Source organism: Phaeobacter sp. CAU 1743, assembly GCF_039839315.1.
In the GTDB taxonomy this organism is placed as follows: domain Bacteria; phylum Pseudomonadota; class Alphaproteobacteria; order Rhodobacterales; family Rhodobacteraceae; genus Phycobacter; species Phycobacter gallaeciensis_A.
In genome coordinates this window covers 1-17660 of record NZ_JBDOQR010000011.1, presented here as the reverse complement: position 1 = coordinate 17660, position 17660 = coordinate 1, and the positions used below count along the sequence as shown (strand labels likewise).

At 59.2% G+C, this 17660-nt stretch carries 15 protein-coding genes and 1 pseudogene; 10 read left to right on the top strand and 6 right to left on the bottom strand.

Annotated features, from left to right (window positions below; all coding sequences use genetic code 11):
* Positions 1 to 42 precede the first annotated feature (42 nt).
* Genes AAFO90_RS06410 through AAFO90_RS06400 form a run of 3 tightly spaced genes read right to left on the bottom strand, consistent with a single transcriptional unit; the run spans position 43 to position 3219 of the window.
* Positions 43 to 765 (bottom strand): TniQ family protein, encoded by a 723-nt coding sequence (locus AAFO90_RS06410; protein WP_238368764.1) that lies wholly within the window; start codon positions 763 to 765, stop codon positions 43 to 45.
* Complete coding sequence (locus AAFO90_RS06405) at positions 702 to 1583, bottom strand: TniB family NTP-binding protein (protein ID WP_152467199.1); 882 nt, start codon at positions 1581 to 1583, stop codon at positions 702 to 704. Before AAFO90_RS06405 ends, AAFO90_RS06410 begins: the two co-directional genes overlap by 64 nt.
* A gap of 1 nt (position 1584) precedes the next feature.
* Entirely contained in the window at positions 1585 to 3219 is a 1635-nt protein-coding gene (locus AAFO90_RS06400) for a Mu transposase C-terminal domain-containing protein (protein WP_152467153.1), read from the bottom strand.
* Positions 3220 to 3555: 336 nt separating this feature from the next.
* Here AAFO90_RS06400 and AAFO90_RS06395 point away from each other — a divergent pair, with 336 nt between their 5' ends.
* From AAFO90_RS06395 to AAFO90_RS06385, 3 genes are read left to right on the top strand one after another with little or no spacing between them, the layout of a single operon-like run.
* Positions 3556 to 5190: a Mu transposase C-terminal domain-containing protein gene (locus AAFO90_RS06395; RefSeq protein WP_228866801.1), complete on the top strand. Its 1635-nt coding sequence runs from the start codon at positions 3556 to 3558 to the stop codon at positions 5188 to 5190.
* A 1-nt stretch (position 5191) separates the two neighbouring features.
* A complete protein-coding gene (locus tag AAFO90_RS06390; RefSeq protein WP_228866802.1) occupies positions 5192 to 6073 on the top strand; it encodes a TniB family NTP-binding protein in 882 nt (293 codons plus the stop codon).
* A complete protein-coding gene (locus AAFO90_RS06385; protein WP_228866803.1) occupies positions 6070 to 7104 on the top strand; it encodes a TniQ family protein in 1035 nt (344 codons plus the stop codon). The genes AAFO90_RS06390 and AAFO90_RS06385 overlap by 4 nt, the downstream gene beginning before the upstream one ends.
* Here the strand turns inward: AAFO90_RS06385 and AAFO90_RS06380 are convergent.
* The gene (locus AAFO90_RS06380) at positions 7088 to 7687 is read right to left on the bottom strand and encodes an SMC-Scp complex subunit ScpB (RefSeq protein ID WP_284482184.1); all 600 of its coding nucleotides are present in this window, start codon (positions 7685 to 7687) and stop codon (positions 7088 to 7090) included. The genes AAFO90_RS06385 and AAFO90_RS06380 overlap by 17 nt on opposite strands.
* A 3-nt stretch (positions 7688 to 7690) precedes the next feature.
* Positions 7691 to 8575, bottom strand: a complete 885-nt coding sequence (locus AAFO90_RS06375) for a DUF1403 family protein (RefSeq protein ID WP_284482183.1) — start codon at positions 8573 to 8575, stop codon at positions 7691 to 7693.
* A 126-nt stretch (positions 8576 to 8701) separates the two neighbouring features.
* On the opposite strand from AAFO90_RS06375, the gene AAFO90_RS06370 reads away from it, so the two are divergent.
* The 7 genes and pseudogenes from AAFO90_RS06370 (at position 8702) to AAFO90_RS06340 (ending at position 17383) form a co-directional block, all read left to right on the top strand.
* Positions 8702 to 9841: a tyrosine-type recombinase/integrase gene (locus AAFO90_RS06370; RefSeq protein WP_284482182.1), complete on the top strand. Its 1140-nt coding sequence runs from the start codon at positions 8702 to 8704 to the stop codon at positions 9839 to 9841.
* A gap of 100 nt (positions 9842 to 9941) precedes the next feature.
* Positions 9942 to 10688 (top strand): annotated as a pseudogene (locus tag AAFO90_RS06365) (recombinase family protein); the annotation flags it as partial.
* A 329-nt stretch (positions 10689 to 11017) separates the two neighbouring features.
* A complete protein-coding gene (gene repA, locus AAFO90_RS06360; RefSeq protein WP_347508886.1) occupies positions 11018 to 12220 on the top strand; it encodes a plasmid partitioning protein RepA in 1203 nt (400 codons plus the stop codon).
* Positions 12220 to 13185: a plasmid partitioning protein RepB gene (repB, locus tag AAFO90_RS06355; RefSeq protein ID WP_347508885.1), complete on the top strand. Its 966-nt coding sequence runs from the start codon at positions 12220 to 12222 to the stop codon at positions 13183 to 13185. Before repA ends, repB begins: the two co-directional genes overlap by 1 nt.
* A gap of 225 nt (positions 13186 to 13410) precedes the next feature.
* Positions 13411 to 14505 carry a plasmid replication protein RepC gene (repC, locus tag AAFO90_RS06350; RefSeq protein WP_347508884.1) on the top strand — a complete coding sequence of 365 codons (1095 nt, stop codon included), beginning with the start codon at positions 13411 to 13413 and terminating at the stop codon, positions 14503 to 14505.
* A gap of 136 nt (positions 14506 to 14641) precedes the next feature.
* Positions 14642 to 16810, top strand: coding sequence for a ParB N-terminal domain-containing protein (locus AAFO90_RS06345; protein ID WP_347508890.1), 2169 nt, complete (start codon positions 14642 to 14644; stop codon positions 16808 to 16810).
* Positions 16811 to 16909: 99 nt separating this feature from the next.
* A complete protein-coding gene (locus AAFO90_RS06340) occupies positions 16910 to 17383 on the top strand; it encodes a hypothetical protein (RefSeq protein WP_347508883.1) in 474 nt (157 codons plus the stop codon).
* Between the two features lie 41 nt (positions 17384 to 17424).
* On the opposite strand, the gene AAFO90_RS06335 is transcribed toward AAFO90_RS06340, so the two are convergent.
* Positions 17425 to 17660, bottom strand: a 236-nt coding sequence (locus tag AAFO90_RS06335) for a hypothetical protein (protein WP_347508881.1), incomplete at its 5' end; no start/stop codon positions are given.

Here is a 17660-nt window from a genome sequence, read left to right as displayed (position 1 = left end):
CCTTCTCGAAGGCGCGCAAGAGAGCAACCTTGGCAAAGTCGTCTATGGCGGAGCTGACGATGGCTGCCTTAGCCAAGGATGAGATCGCGCGGCGGCGATTGCGGCAAGGCACAACAGCCTCACTTCCGGTCTGTGGCTCTGAAGAGCGAACAAGGGCTCCCCGTGGCAGCCCTTAAGTGACATGGCAAAGGTGACTGCGCGCATTGCGCGCCGAAGTTGCCTGGGGCCTTGCGATCGCGCGGCGCATTCAAGCATCCCTGCCCCGCGGCGCGCTCGGTATATCAGTTTGTCGGATATTGGTTCGTCACCGGCTTTGCCGAGGGTCTGCACAAGTCTCGTCCCGCAAACCCGACAGTCGAATGCCCAGGCCCGCCTCCAATGCCTGAGCGAAAGGCCCTCTCGGGAGCATTGCAGACAATGCTGGAATGGCATCTGGGCCGTCAGCGATGCTTCTCGTGGCGTCATTGCCGGAAAGGTCAAAGATCGCACGACATCTGGGGCGACCCGTGCGGCATTGGCAATCTTCTCTGCCGCAGCCGCGTCGATGCTGAAGTCCAAGGCGGTGCCATGCGTGGTATCGATTTCGATATGAGCCAGCAGTTCCGCGTCATTACAGTAGTTGGCCGCAGCCAACCGAGACAACCAACCTGACAACAACTCGTCTGGAAGCGGTGCGACAGTCTTTGGCAGCGGTCGCAGCGTCACACGCCGGTCTTCTCGAGCCGCCGATGGGCGTTCGCATGGCGCGACCAAACCGGCGTCCATTTTGCGATTGCGTCATCGGTGATGCATTCCTCACCGGTGACAATGGCCTCGATGGAAAGATCCTTGACTAGGGCGAAAATGCGCGAGGTCACCCCACCGGTCAGTGCAAGTATCTGCTTGAGCGACTTGACCTTCAGATTGGATTTTTTGTTGAGGGGCATTGCCGCGATGAGTGTCTGGATCATATCCGAGAACTCGGCATCATCGCGCCAGTTTGGCAGGTGATGTTCGTCCAGCCGCCTGGCAAGTTGGATATCACCACGGATGGCATCGACAGCCTCGCTGACCCCGAGGCAGACCAGCGACACTTCGAGTTCATTGCTGAGATACCGCAGAACATTGAGAAAGCGTCGCTGTTCGCGGTGGGTCCCGGCCAAAAGGTTGTGAACCTCGTCGATCATGATCATCCGCAGGCCAAGGTCACGCAGTAGCGCGATGACACGGACTTCGAGGGAAGCCACATTTTGAGCGCGGGCGCTCAGTGCCGTCGCCGGGGCGCCAACGGCGGCCAGGATATGCAGGTAAAACCGCCGTTCATCAGGTGCGGGCGGCGCTTGCAACAGCAGAAGCGGTGTGCGGGTGATGCCTGATGCCGGATCGTATTCTGGTGCGTACTTGCGCGACAGGTTTCGGGCAATCATCGTCTTTCCAATCCCGGAGGCGCCATGCACAAGAAGCCCAGGCATACGGGTTTGTCGTGGCGCTTCGATCATGCCCTGCAAGCGGTCCAACACCTGTTCCGCCCGTGGAAAGCCGATCCAGATATCCGATTGAATGAGGGCGATCCGGCCGTCTTCTTCAGTTGTCCCTGCCCTCAATTCACCATCTCTCCACCTTGAACAATGGGCGCGATGTATCACCCGTATCGATCGCGCGCAGCCCTTCGGTTGACGAGACGGCCGAGTTGGCGCTCTCCAATGTCCCTTTTCTTTCACGGGATCGGCGTTCGGCCTTCGTCAGGCCCCGGCTTTCAGTCTCGATCTGGCGTTGCTGGCGGATCAGCTCAGCCAGAACCAGCTCATTGGACCCGGACTTGCCAAGGGCCCGAGCCCTCCTCATGGCTTCGCGATATTCCCAGAGTGGCACGGGCGGAATTTCCAGATTTCTGTACCGCGCCTCAACAAATCGGCCATCGTCCAGTTCGACCCAGATCATTGAGATATCACGAGGATCGTAGCGAACGACCACCTTTCCATCCCCGCGCCCGATGTGGCCTGCAAGGGCATCGGACCAGTACCGTATCTGGAACAGATGGATGCCGTCACGCCTGATCTTGCGCAGTTCGCTCGGCAGGAAACTCACCTGAAAGGCTTCGATATCAAATGGGATATCGCCCGTCATTTGTTCTGAGAGCGCCTCCCATTTGGCAACGGGCGTGCAGCCAAGACTTGAATGAATGCTGTTGTTGTAACGGCAGATTTCCAAAGCAAACCAACGATCGAATTCGCTCAACGTCATCGTGGCCATGCCTTCGGCATCATAGTCGCCCTTGGTCGTGACCGAGGATTGCGTTGTGCCCGGCAGGAGGTGAACCGCCCCCATCATCGTCCCGATCAAACGTTCGATGTGACCTCCGAAGTGAGGACTTCCCGGCGGTCGATAGACCAGATCGATCCCCCATTCCGCACAGGCCGACCGAAAGGCCCGCGACCGGAAATCGCGGCCATTGTCGACATGGACACTCTGCGGTTTGCCTTGTGCGGGCCAAGGAATATTGCACGCCAATTCCGTCAGAAGTTGCGCCTTGGGGGCAACCGCCTGTGTCAGGCAAAGCGCCACAGACAGACGCGAAGGAGCCTCAAGAGAAGTGTAGTATCCGGTTACCATCCGCGTTGCGATGTCGATCGACAGCGTGACCCAAGGCCGGCCAATTGCTTGGCGCTCAAAACTGTCGACAAGAATAATGTCTGCGGGCGTATGGTCGATTTGCACGATTTCCAGAGGATGATTTGCCTTGTTTTCACCCGTGACCGGCGCAAACTTCTGGCGGGCCGCCTTTGCGCCCTCTCGTGCCTTCGCAACTTTGCGGGCATTCATTGCATCCAGACGACGCTGAACCGTCCGCCGCGTCGGTGGCTGCAGGCCCTGTTGCCAGCACGCGCTGCGGATTTCTGTCACGACGCGCGACAGGCTCGAACGCTCCCGGCGCAAAAAATAACGGCGAAGGTGCTCTTCGATCACCGCTTCGACTTTGCTGGATATCAAGATCGTCCCGGTCGGGCGGCCCCGTTTCCGCGGCGTCAGAGCGCTGGTGCGCCCACCCTCTTCCGCCAACCGCTTTACCCAACGCCAGACCGTCGCCCTGCTGACACCAAGCTCCCAAACGGCGTCATTGATGCCACTTTCCAGACTGCCAGTCCCTTTGAGAAAGGCCTGAACAAGGGGACGCAGCACCGCGGCCCTGCGCGCTTCTTCAGCACCAACGGCAACGTAGTCTTCGCCATCATCATCCATCGATATTTGCCGCAAATGTCTGTGAACCCTGTCTCAGGTTTAAGAGCAAAAATATCGGAATTAAAGGCAAAATCTCATATTTAAGGGCAAAGCACAGCTGTTGATTTCGTTGGATTTCTCATCTCACAATTAAGGGCTACGCGACACCACCCTTTGGCGACATCGATTGTCGCAATTGCTTTGCCGTTTCATTAAAAAGTTCTTACAGGATTCCAGCAGGATGAAGCGTAATCCGACGTGGTATTTTACGTTTCGATTTCAATTTTTAGCTCGCGTTTCAATAAGCGAGAACATGGGGCAGAAGATGGGGTTTAGAAACCGTGGAGGGGCGGGTTCATGACGCTGCGCGAAAACGAAGCGTCTGACGAGGCTTGGGCGAAGGCAACGCGTATCGGGCGAGAACTGGATCGCATTCTGGACGGGCAAGAGCCTATGCGCACCGCAGTTGCTCGGGCCGCATCCGAATTGCGTCTCTCGACGCGCCAAGTCTACAACCACCTGCGCCGATATCGTACCGAACGTCGGGTGTCTTCGCTGTTGCCAAAGACAGGTGGAGCTAGGCGCGCAAGGATCAGCCCGGCTGTTGAGGAAATCATTTCGGCAACACTTCGGGAGATCTGGCTTCAGCCCGAGCAACCGGACCTTGCGCCGATTGTCGATGAAATCCGCAGCCGTTGTGTCAGCGATGGTCTTGATCCGCCCGCCTATGTCACCGTTTCCAAGCGTATCCCACGACTGTTCACGCCCGAGGAGATTGCACGACGGCGACATTCAGGAGGGAAAAGCCTGCGGCGTCTGAAACCCCGCCCAGGCTATATTCGGGCCAAACACGCACTCGATGTAGTCCAGATAGACCACACCCCCGCTGACATCCAGTTTGTGGAAGTCATCGATGGTCAGGGCATCTATGTCGGACGCCCCTATCTCACTATCGCAGCCGATGTTGCAACAAGCGCGATTATTGGCTTCTGCCTGACCCTAGAGAAGCCCTCACGCCTGTCGGTCGCCCTCTGTCTTGCACAGGCGATGTGCCGCAAGGAGGACTGGCTGGCAGCGCGCGACATCAATCATTCCTGGCCGATGTTTGGCCGCCCGAAGAAGGTCGTCGTGGATTCCGCCATGGAATTCAGAAGCACCAGTTTCATCCGGGGATGTGCTGATTACGGCATTGCAATTGAAAGCCGGAACAAGGGGACCGTCCATCGTGGCGGGGTTGTCGAACGGCTTCTCGGCAAGGTGAATACGATGTTACGCTCCCTGCCTGGCAAGACCGGGCGTTCCATCGCGGATCGGGGTGAATATCTGTCCGAAGACCGTGCGAGGCTCAGCTTTGCAGACCTCGAACGCTGTATCGCGTTGGCGATCATCGATCACAATCTTAGCCAGAATGAACGCAAGCTGACGGTCCCGACCATTGAATGGAAACGAAAATGCCGTCAGCCGGATGGCCCGGAAGACAGCCCTTTCGACGTATTGCTCAGCTTTCTCCCGAACAAGACACGCAGGATTTCACCTCAAGGTGTCAGCCTGTTTGCCAACGACTATTTCGATCCATGGTTGGGCCCGTTGGTCGCCCGCCGTGATCGATTGGATGCTCTCGATGTTCGTTATGATCCTCGGGACATTAGCCACATCTACATCAAGGATCCCGATACAGGAGTCTGGCGCCCTGTGGCGCGTCGGGATGGACTGCTTGAAGGGGTCACCCTCTGGCAGCACAGGGCCGAGAGAAACCGAGCGCGCGAAACCGGTCGGCGCCCGATCGAGGAGAAGACCGCGATCCGCCGCGAAATCGCGGCGACCGTAGATGCCTCGGCATCGAAGAAGCAAAGGCTGAAGGAAGTCGCTCGGGCCAGGCATGCGGCTCATGCGCCGAAACCCTACCAGAGCCTGACTCCTGCCCCGACACCAATCCGGGAAACGCCCGACCCCGAACGTCCGCGCCGCGTCTATCCGGTGGAGGATTGGTAAAATGACGGATCGCCTCCTGGACTCCGCCGCATCACTTCTCGATGCCGGTGACGCGTGCCGCATCGCCCATATCCGGTCGGCCCGTTGGATCAGCCATCCGGTTGCATGTCGCGCCCATAACGCCATGCGTCTGCTACTCGATCGGCCAGTAACCTTGCGTCCCAGAGGGCTCTTGCTGACAGGCCCCTATCACAATGGCAAGACGATGATCGTCGAACGCTTTGCGATTGAACATTTGCGGCAGTCAGAACGTCAAAGGATCTGGATGATCCAGACCCGAGAAGGTGCCGGACTGTCTCACTTCTATGCCAGCATTCTTGCCGGGCTGCGCGCGCCTCAGGCATCTGGTTGGCGGAGCCTGTCGCGCGCGGGCGAGCAGGTGGATCATTTGCTGGACAGCTTGAAACCCCGCCTGCTCATCTTCGATGAGTTTCACAGCGCCCTTCGAGGGCGCCGACAGGACGTGAAAGCTATCTTTTCGTTCCTGCGCCGTATCGCTCGTGTCCACGACATTTCGCCCGTACTGGTTGGCGAGGTTGCGGTCTATGACGCGGTACACGACACCGAGGAAATGGGATCGCGGTTCGATACGATCCCTATTCCCAGATGGGCGTATGACGAGGATTTCGCGACGCTCCTCGATAGTCTTGAGACCAGCATGCCTCTCGCCCGAGCCTCGGACCTGTCGCGACCATCACTGGCTGAGATCATCCATGAATTGTCAGAGGGCTTGATCGGAGAGGTCGTCGATATCGTGAGCAACGCGGCTATCACGGCGATAAGGAACGGCGAGGAACACATCTCTGAAGCGACCATCGCCTCGCTTGGTTACACGTCCCTGTCAAAACGCCGAAATGCTCCTTTGCGCCGCGAAATGATGTGACCCAGTCTGCGTCCGAGATCACAGTCACACCTGCGCGCGACTACGGCAATGAGGTGGGGCAAGGCTGGCCCGTCGTTGTTGCACCGGCACCCGGAGAGCTTCTGTCGAGCTGGCTGCATCGGCTGGCCATGGCCAATGGAATTCCTCCTCAATATTTTGGGCGGGTTCTGGATGTCGCAGGTGCAGATTGGTCTGCGAAGCTTGACCGAAATCTTCCCGGACGGGTCCTCAATTTGCTGGTCGAGCGAACCCGGTTGCCCGCCGAGGAGATTGATGGCCTGGCTTTGCACCGCGACCCGCTGGCCCGGTTGCGAGTGCGGCTGATCACAGGATCAGGAGATGCCCGCACATCGACCGCTCGGGTCAATCGCCTGCAATATTGCCCGGCATGCCTGAAAGAGGATCGCGCACCGTTCTTCCGGCGCGGCTGGAGCCTGGCGACGCGCGTTTCCTGCTTTCGGCATGGATGCCGCTTGCGCGATCACTGCCCTGCCTGCGGCGGCGGCATTGCGCCTGCTCGACAGAACCGGCTTCTGCCGCAACATTTCTGCGTCTGGTGTGATGCTGATCTCCGAAAACCCACCCTGCCCGCCGAGTATGATGTGCAGCGTCTCGAACGGCTCATCGACGATTTGCTTCGAATGCATGTTGCGGGACATGGACGGCATGGAAAGACATCCCTGCCCGCCATGCTTGGGGCGGCTTGTTTCACGTTCAATGGCCAGCCGACGTCAATTTCGCGCTTGCCGCACCGGGTCCGCTACGTATTGTTCCGCCAGTTGGCCGATGGAATGACGCACCTCCAAAAACATTCCGTGCATCCTGCAATTGATCTCTGGACCCGCATTGCACGGGCTGCGCCCAAGCATTCCGACTTGGTGGCGTCATTGAGTGCAGAGATCACGTCACAGATCACACCGGGAACAAAGACGCGCTCCAGACATCCTGATTCGGCGGACTTACAACAGGTCATCGTTCGCCTTCATTCAAACCGCCGCACATCATTGGCAACGGCTATGACTGCGAATTGATGACCCCTGCATCCTCCATCTGCTCCCGATCGGGCAGGTCCTGCAGCGACTCCAGATCGAACGCGACCAGGAACTGCTCCGTCGTCACATAGGTATAGGGTGCCCCGCGCCGCGGCGACCGTGGCCCGGTGACGATCAATCCACGCGCATGCAATCTTCCGATCAGATCTCGGCTGATCTCTTTGCCGAAGATGTCTTTCAGGCCGTCCCGTGTGATCGGCTGGTGGTAGGCGATGGCGGCCAGGACAGCGACATCGTACTCGCGCAGATCGAGGTCCTGTTCACCTATATCAGCGGCGGTCCGGATCGCCGGGGCGTAGGCGGGCCTCGTCCTCAGCATCCAACCGCCGGCGACCTTCGTCACTTCGAATGATCGGCCGTCAAGGTCAGCGGCCAGGTCCTCTATCAGAAGCTCAACCGAAGCTCCTTGCCCTACCACCCGAGCCAGGTCCTCGCGCGGCACCGGCGATGCGCTGGCGAAGAGAACGGCTTCAATCCGCCGCATCCATTCGCGCCAGCGCAATTCGGCTGGCAGATCGTTCAGTTCCCGATCGAAGTCAGTTTCGGCGTGATCCTTGGCCATCGCTCAGATCCCGTAGAGCCGGAACGTGTCGCGGCCGGTCAGCTCGCGCACCGCGCCGAGATCGACCAACCGGTCACAGAGCCGCCGTGCGGACCGGTCCGGTAGTGGGAGGGCCGCAGGCGCGACGGCATCTTGGGCCAGGAACATCTCGACGGCGGCCTCCGCGCCTTTGGCACGCAGCTTAGGCGCGACCGCTTTGAGATGCGCTGCCCGCCGCGCGAGGTCAGTTGAGAGACGCACGGCATCGACCGCCGATGAGACGAGCGCACGATGACAAGCCGAGCGTAGGTCTTCGCCTCGCTTGCGCATGTCGGAGCGTTTCAGGCCCGCGGCCAGAAGCGGCACGACATGATCCCAACCAAGCGCCTGAGCGAGGGTCGCGTCAGCAAGGACGAGCGCGGGTACCTCGGCACGGGGGGCATCGTTTAGTACCGCCTCCAGCACCATTGCCGCGCGACTGACCGGTGCTCCCTGCCCGGCGTCGAGCCAACTCGCGATCTGATCACCCTGAAGTTCTGGCAGCGCCCGGACCAGAGCTTTCACGGTCACCGGCCTTTCCGTGGCAAGACGCCACGCCAGATATGTTTCGCCTGCCGGGCCGGGAAGGTCGCCGGGGCGCAGCATATGAACCACGTCACGCAGTTCCCCTGCCCGCTCCAGACGACCCGAAAACGCAACACAAGCCTCCGCCGCGCACAGCGCGAGCCTGTCCCGCAGCAAAGGCTGGTGGACAGGCTGGTATCCTAACACAAGATGCAGGTGGCTCAGTGCTGCGCCCGACAAAAACGCCACATCTTCAAGGGTTTCGGCGCGTGCCGAGGTGACCCAGGACGGCATCCGGGGTAAGCTATCAGGGTCGCTGTCGAAGGTTGGGCGGGCATATGTCATGCCACAACACTATCTTGCGGCGGCGCTTTTGGCTACCATATAGTGTAGAAACCGCCCCTCTTTGCTGAACCGTTATATGTCCAATAATCTTGCATTATCGGGCGTAAAAATGATATGCTCGAAAACATGAGCAGTCCTACGAATAACAGCACCAAAATCGAGGATTCCGACGCGTCTGGCGCAGAGATTTCGAGCTCAGCGTCCTATGACTCGTTGAACGGTGACGAACACGACAAGAGAACCTCTCGGGACCGAGCCTCAATCGCCCTGCCCGCCAATGTGGCCGGCTCCGGCGCACTCGACCGGCTGATCGATACCGCCCGTGGCTACGCCGAGGCCTCGACAGCCGGGAACACGAACAAGGCCTATGCGGCCGACTGGAAACACTTCAGCCGCTGGTGCCGGTTGAAAGGCATGGAACCTCTGCCCCCCGCGCCCGAGATGATTGGACTTTATGTGGCTGATCTGGCTGCACCAACCGGGAAGGCCCCTACCCTTTCGGTCTCCACGATCGAGCGCCGTCTCTCGGGGCTTGCCTGGAACTACAGACAGCGCGGGTTCACTCTTGATCGCAAGGACCGGCATATCGCCACCGTTCTGGCCGGGATCAAACGCAAGCATGCGCGCCCGCCGGTCCAGAAGGAAGCGATCCTGCCTGAGGACATCCAGGCCATGGTGGCCACCCTTTCCTACGATCTCCGCGGGCTCCGAGACCGGGCGATCTTGCTTTTGGGCTATGCAGGTGGCCTGCGCCGGTCGGAGGTGGTCTGCCTCGATGTGCATAAGGACGATACACCGGACTCCGGCGGCTGGGTCGAAGTCTTCGACGGCGGCGCCCTGCTCACCCTCAATGCCAAGACCGGATGGCGCGAGGTTGAGGTCGGGCGTGGCTCAAGCGGCCAGACCTGTCCCGTCCACGCGCTTGAGCAATGGCTACACTTTGCGAAGATCGACTTTGGGCCGGTCTTCGTGCGCACCTCGCGGGACGGCAAGCGTGCCCTCGAGTCCCGCCTTTCCGACAAGCACATAGCGCGACTGATCAAGGCAACCGTTATGAAGAGTGGCATCAGATCCGATTTGCCGGAAGCCAAACGGTTGGCAATGTTCTCGGGGCATTCCTTGCGTGCCGGGCTCGCCTCGTCGGCAGAGGTTGATGAGCGCTATGTTCAAAAGCAACTCGGACATGCGTCGGCCGAGATGACCCGGCGCTATCAGCGCAGGCGCGACAGGTTCCGGGTGAACCTGACCAAAGCCGCAGGGCTGTGAAGCTCAGGATTCTTGACCCATTGGTGAAGCGCTAAGGTGAAATTCCAGCGCTTCAGTTTCAGCTTACTGCTTCAATTGAAATCGGGAACTAAACGCGACACTGGCACGCGTGCTCGAACGCGTCCAGAGCGGCGATACGCTGGTCGTTGTGCGGATCGACCGGCTTGCGCGATCTCTGTCGCACTTGCTGGAGGTGATCGAACGTCTAGAGGCCAAGGGAGCTTTCTTCCGCTCCCTGCAGGACCCCATCGACACCGCTTCCCCGCAGGGCAAGTTCACATTGCAGGTTCTGGGCGCCGCGGCCGAGTTCGAGCGCGCGCTGATACGTGAGCGCACAAAGGCCGGGCTTGCCTCTGCGCGCGCCAAAGGGCGCGTTGGCGGCAATCCTGGGCTACGCGCCAAGGATCCCGCTGCGCTGCGCAAGATGCGGCTGGCGCGACAAGACGGCTACATGGAGCGCTTACACGAGACCGCGCAGGATTGGGTGCCCCATGTGCGCCGTTTGCGCCCCGATATGGCTTGGGAAGACGTCCTGCGGATCATCAATGGCCCCTTGCCCCATGATCGGCGCTGGACGCAAAGCCGCCTGCTCCGCGCCGTGAAAGCATATGTGCGGGACGGGTTCCTGCCCGCTGAAGTGTTTGGGCGCGCTCGACGTCGCGAGACCGACGATCGCTTGCCTGCGATTGTCGCCGCAATCAAAGGTGCTGACCCCGAGATCACCTTGCAGGCAATCTGCGACCGACTGGAATCCATGCGTGAGCGCACCCCTCGCGGTCGCACCAGCTGGCAGCCATCTTCCGTAAGGATGCTGTTGGAACGGGCCGAGCGACTCGGGCTCGTCTAATCGGCTATTCGGTGCCAATCGCTTAACCCTTCAGTAGCGACGATTCGTCGGCAGACCCTGCCGCGATACCTAGGGGTAGGCTGCAGTGAAGCCACAACATATTCGACAAGGCGCTAGAGCGAACTGAGATTTATCCTGATCTACTAGATACTTAGACCACCTTCTCACGCCAGAATGCACGCCCAGCTTCAGTTCGCGCCCTCCGCCTTCAAAAAAATTGTTGTCTGGCGATAAGTTGCGTGTCATGAGTGCTGTAGTCGCAAAAAAGCGAAAATCGCGCACTTTAGCGACGAAACACAATCGACCCACCAAGAGGTCACGAGGGCAGCATGAACAGCAAGGCAGATTTCCCCAGCGCAAAATCCATTGCAGCTTCCATTTCTGCCAACGCCGCGCGTCTGTCGGATGCTCTCAACCATCATATGCGCAACAGCTTTCAACCTGAAAGCAGAAAGACGCTGCGGAAGTTTCACCCTGCAGAGGTCTCTGAGCTGACTGGCATCAGCATGTCGAACTTGAGAACGCGCCACCAGGAAGGTGATTTTCCCGAAGTCGAAACCGACTCTCGCGGCAGGCGTCTCTATTCCGCTGAAGAGATCGATCAAATCCGCAGGGTGATGGCGCGGACCGGTCGTAACGGAGAAGCTTACTTGCCAGGCCGACGGGATGGCGATGGACTTCAGATCATATCCATCGTGAATTTCAAAGGTGGGTCCAGCAAGACGACGACAGCAATTCATCTAGCCCAACGCTACGCCCTTAGAGGGTATCGCGTCCTAGCCGTAGACATGGACCCCCAAGCCAGCCTAACGACTATGTTCGGATACCGTCCAGAAATCGAGTTTGCTGAAAGCGGCACGGTGTACGACGCCCTGAAATATGAAGATCCGGTTCCCCTGAGCCAAGTCGTGCGCAAGACTTACTTCCACAATCTCGACCTCGCGCCAGCCGGATTGTTGCTGTCTGAGTATGAAACCGAGACGGCTTACGCGCTTCAACACAAGGTCGATCCTCCGTTCACTCAGAGGTTGGCCATTGCGCTCGATGAGATCGAAGCCAACTACGATCTGGTGATCATCGATTGCCCACCGCAGTTGGGCTTCACGACGATGACGGCATTGCTCGCGTCAACCGGCCTCCTGATTACCGTGGTGCCGAGTATGCTGGACGTCGCCTCCATGGCGCAATTCCTTGAGATGGCGGGAGAAACCGTCAGGACTTTGGAGGAAGCAACAGGACCGATCGACTGGTCGTTCCTCAAGTACCTCGTCGCGAGGTTCGAACCGACCGATGTTCCACAATCGCAGATGGCTGGGTTCCTAAGGTCGATTTTGCTCGACCAGGTTCTCACCACGCCCATGCTGAAATCCACTGCCATTTCGGACGCCGGGATGACGCAGCAGACGATCTACGAACTAGAGCCAAGCCAGGTCGTCAAGAAGACATTGGACAGGATACTCGAAAGCGTAAACGGCGTCGCAGACGAGTTCGAAAAGACGATTCAACAGGCTTGGGGGAGGACGGTCGAGTAATGGCGCGTAGAAACCTTTTCCAGCCCCCTCCCCCACCGGACACCACCGAGGACGTGGCAACGGCTGACCTTAAACCTCGTTTCCCCAACACCGGCGCGATGAGCGGTGTGAAATCGACCCTGAAGGATCTATCCAGCAACGCCGTACGGGAAATTCCGGTCGATCTCATCGAGGAAGACGGGCCGAAAGACCGTCTTTCATTCTCCGATGCCGACGTCGCGTCTCTTGCCGCGAGCATCAAGGAACATGGGCAGCAGGTGCCGATCATGGTCCGTCCGCTTGCGGACAAACCGGGTCGGTACAAGATCGTTTATGGTCGTCGCCGACTGCGGGCCCTGCAATCGATCGGAGTATCGGCCAGAGCCTTGGTCCGCACTCTTTCGGACGAGGAGGCGATCCTTGCCCAAGGCCAGGAAAACTCACACAGACTGGACCCTAGTTTCATTGAAAAGGCCCTGTTCGCCGCGCAGCTGAGCGACAATGGCTACGAACAGCCAGTGATCCTCGACGCACTTGCCATCGACAAGCCTATGTTGTCGCGAATGACCAAGGTCGCGCGCACGATACCAGAGACTGTGATCCAGTTGATCGGCTCAGCGCATGGCGTTGGACGCCGCCGCTGGGAAGACCTAGCAGACAAGGCGAAGGACAGCAATGCTGACCTAGTTCGGATAGCCTCCGATTTGGGCTTGGATCAGATCCCTACTTCGGACGACCGTTTTGCGCGCGTCAGCGACGCCGTTGCGGGACTTCGCAAAACCGCAAAGTCCACTAAGTCCGCAGCGCATATGGTTGTCTCAAGCGACGGCAAGACACTTGCAGAGGTCAAGGATAGCCCGCGCGCTTTGACGGTGAAAATGTCCAAGGTCGATACCCCAGAGTTCGCTCAATGGATGCGAGACAACGCGGAAGTTGAGTTGAAACGTCTCTATGAGGCGTGGAAGTCGGGCCAGCAATCCGGCTGACAGACAAGCGAGCAGAGCAACAAAAAGGAGCACGAAAAACAGCCAGAAAAGAAAGAGCCCCCCAAGGTCATCCCCGGAGAGCCCAATCTGTTCTTAGCACCCTCAGATGTACCAGCTTCTCCGTAGCAGTCAATAACAACCGAATCGGTTGAACAATGATCTGTTGCCTTTTCTCAAGAAATCGGGGGATCTGGGCCTTTCCCGACCGGTTGTCGTGAAAAATTCATGGCATTTACTCAAGCATCCGCCTCCGTTGGAGAGCGGACAGAGATACTGTTGTCCGCGGACAACGGCCGCCCCGAACGTCACATCATCATCGACACACTGCGCCAGGCGGCTCCGTTGATGGGTCTAAAAGCATCAGTCATTGCGACGCTCGACGCGATGCTCTCGTGCCTTCCGCCGAAAAGGCAGCACAACACCGTCTTCGCATCGAATGCCACACTTGCGTTCCGGCGAAATGGGATTTCCGACCGAACGATAAGGCGCCACGCAGCCATTCTCCAAGAACTCGGGCTGCTTGTTCGCCGTGATAGCTCAAATCGAAAAAGGTTCAGCAAACGAAATGTAACCGAAGGCACCGCCATTCGATTCGGGTTCGACCTCACACCCTTGTTTCAACGCTTCCCAAAGATCGCAGAGCTTGCGGCCCAGGCCCTTCGCGAAAACGACCAGATCGCCTACCTCAAAGCGAAGATACGAGCCGCAGCAAACGACATCCTGCAAGCCGAACCCGACGACGTTCATGCGTTAATCGCTATACGCACTCTTCGCAGAAAGCTTTCACTGGATGAATGCTGCAGCCTCTTGGCTGGCCTAGACGTCGAGGCCATGGAAGTCGAACAACCTTGTGAAGCGGTCGTCGCCGGAGAGGAAAAAATGTCCGGCAATGACGGCCAAAATGTCCGCCACCATCATAACTCAAACAAAGAATATATTGATAAAAGAGACCAACACACACCGAAAACTCGACCCTCACATCCAAGGGCAATGCCCATTACCGTTCCCGAAATCCTTAGCGCCTGCCCTGAAGCAGCCCAATTTTCACTCAAACCAGTGAAGACTATGTCAGACGTGGTTTCACACGCACGAACTCTCGCACCAATGCTCGGGATTGACTCAAGAAACTACCAAGATGCTCAAGAACACTTGGGCATAGAAGGGGCAGCGCTTACCGTCTGGGCCATCATGCAATTCCACGACAAAGTCCAAAAGGTCGGTGCCTATTTTCGATCGATAACGTCTGGAAGAAACAGCGCTGATTTCGTTCCAGAGCAGCTTGTCAGGCGTCTCTGTCGGGCACAACCACAGCCGATTTAATCGGACAGTGCTCTACTGCTTCCGCCAACTAATTGTCCGCGGACAACTACGGTCGAGGGAGAGAGGGGTTGTGAAAGGGATGACGGGAAGTGAGATCGGAAGAGTGGCTTCCGGCGCCCGTCGTGGAGAAGATCTGATGGCGAAATCTGCCCAGAAAGTCACCCTGTCCCCGTCCCGGGACATTCCCTTCGACAAGCTCGTCCTGAGCCAGGCCAACGTCCGGCGCATCAAGGCCGGCATCTCGGTCGAGGAAATGGCCGAAGACATCGCCCGCCGGGGGCTGCTGCAGAGCCTGAATGTCCGGCCCGTTCTGGCGGATGATGGGTCCGAGACCGGCAAGTTCGAAATCCCCGCTGGCGGCCGACGCTTCCAGGCCCTGTCGCTCCTGGTGAAGCAGAAACGCTTGGCCAAGACGACGCCCATTCCCTGCATCGTGCGGGACGCCAATTCCACCATCCTCGCCGAAGATGACTCGCTCGCTGAGAACATGCAGCGCGCTGCCTTGCATCCGCTCGATCAGTTCCGCGCCTTCGTGGCGCTTCGGGAGAAGGGTCAGGGCGATGAAGAGATCGCAGCCGCCTTCTTCGTCACGCCGCAGGTGGTCAAACAGCGCCTGAAACTCGCCGCCGTGGCCCCTGCCCTGCTCGAGCTCTATGCCGAGGACGAGATGACGCTGGAGCAGCTTATGGCTTTCACGATCAATCCGGATCATGAGCGCCAGGTTCAGGTCTGGGAGGCGATCAAGTCGTCCTGGAACAAGGAGCCCTATCAGATCCGGCGGATGCTGACGGAAACCTCGGTACGGGCTTCTGACCGGCGTGCCGCCTTTGTCGGCGTCGAGGCGTACGAGGCTGCTGGCGGCACCATGTTGCATGACCTCTTCCAGGGCGATGACGGCGGCTGGTTGGAAGACCCTGCCCTGCTCGATCGTCTGGTCAGCGAAAAGCTCCAGGCTGAAGCCGAAGCGATCGCGACCGAGGGCTGGAAGTGGATCGAGGTCTCTCTCGACTTGCCCTATGGCTACAGCCACGGTTTGCGGCGGCTGAGCGGAGACCCGGCGCCGATGACGGATGACGAAGGCGCGGCCCATGCCAAGCTGCTTGCCGAGTACCGGGCGCTCGAGGAGGAATACGAGGGCCAGGATGAATTCCCCGAAGAGATCGACGATCGTCTTGGCGCGTTGGAAGTCGCGATGGAGAAGCTCGAGGCTCGGCCGCTGATCTTCGACGGTGAGGAGATCGCGCGGGCAGGGGCTTTCGTGACGCTTGATCGCTATGGCGAACTTGCTGTCTATCGGGGCTTTGTGCGGCCCGAGGATGAGCCTCAGGAAGATGCCGACGTCCACAGCGGTGAACAGGCGGCAGACGGGCAGGGCGCTGAGCTTTCAGCGGGGAGCCATGTGGATGGTGTTGGCCATGGCACGGTGATCACCTCTGCTGGTCAGGCGCTTGGCGCCAACGTGCCCGACGACGAGGATGATGGTGCGTTGAAGCCCTTGCCTGAGCGACTGGTCATGGAGTTGACGGCGCACCGGACATTGGCACTGCGCGAAGCGGTCGGTCGCTCCCCTGACGTCGCGTTGACGCTGCTGCTCCTGAAGCTCGTCAATGACACCTTCCGGACGTCCAGTTCGGCCGGAAGCTGCCTCGAGGCCTCGGTACGTCACGTCTACATGTCCGCGCAGGCGAGCGATCTGAAGGATAGCGTGGTGGCCAAGCTGGTGGACGATCGCCACGTGGAGTGGGAGTCCGACTTGCCGCTCGGCGACGATGCCGCTCTCTGGGATTACCTGGCGTCCCTCGATCAGGTGAGCCGGCTGTCCCTGCTCGCGCATTGCCTCAGCTTCGGGATCAACGCGCTCCATGAAAAGGTGAACCCCTATGGTGCCGGTATCTCCGCCAGCGGTTTGACCAAGCGGATGACCCAGTCGGACTTGGTCGCACAGGCGGTCGAACTCGATATGGTCGAGGCGGGTTGGCAGCCGACGGCCGATACCTACCTGAACCGTGTGCCCAAGGCCCGGATCCTCGAGGCCGTGCGCGAGGCGAAAGGGGAGGGGACGGCGCAACTCCTCGATCACCTGAAGAAGGGCGAGATGGCGACCGAAGCCGAGCGTCTGCTGAAAGGCAGCGGTTGGTTGCCAGAGGTTCTTCGCCGTCACGACCTGGTAGCACTCGACGGTGCGGAAGGGCAGGGGGCGCCTGAGCCCGTTTCCGACGCCAGTCAGTCCGAGGATGTCGATCTTCCCGCCTTCCTCACCGCTGACCTGCCGGGTGATGATGCGTCGATGATGGCTGCCGAGTGATCCGCGCCATCCGAGGGCGGGGAAACCCGCCCTCAATCACATAAAATACAACAATATCAATAAGATGAATGCAAAATGACGCATTCAGGATGAGGAATCATGTCTGCAACCACCATTCTCGAAACCGCGCCCCTGGGCGCGCTCATTCGCTACACCGATAGCACAACGAAACCGCCCGCCCGGTTCACAAAGAAGCTCGCGGCCTGGGAGCGCTCGAACGGCGTCGGCCGTCTCGTCAAGAAGGAGCCGCCGCGACCCTATCCGACCTGGACGGCGCCGGCGTCGTTCACGCTGCACGAGGGGAACTTCTCTTCCGACGGGGTCATTCTTGTCACCATCATGCGGACTCATTCGGCTGAAAGTGCGTTGACATTCGAAGTGGCTGAGGAGCCGAAGCCCGGACAGGTGCGCGTCGTGCTGGATTTCGGCGGTTGCACGGAGCTGCTGCATCTGGCCGAGTCCGTCACGGCTGCCGAGCTCTGGATCGCCAGGGAAGGCTATCGCAACGCGCGGCTCGAAATCGTTGGCAAAGAGGACGGCGATAGGGCAGGGGGCGCGGAGCTTGCCGCCTGAGCCTATGTAGAATCAAAGGGGTCCGCCCAAGCCCGGGCCTCTCACCCATCACGACCCTGTCCCGCGAGATCGCGGGGCACCATAGGATCCAATCCAACACGGAATGAGGTCTTCCTTGAAAAGCCTGCCCGGGAGGCTGGCAGCGATAGCTGTAAATGCCGTTTCAAAAATCCCCAAAAGTGGCGAAGTAAAATTCCCCACTTTTCGGTCTCGGTGATCAGCCGGTTTTTGCGATCATTTTCTCCTTTTTCGGTGGGCGCCCGCGGCGCTTTGGAGC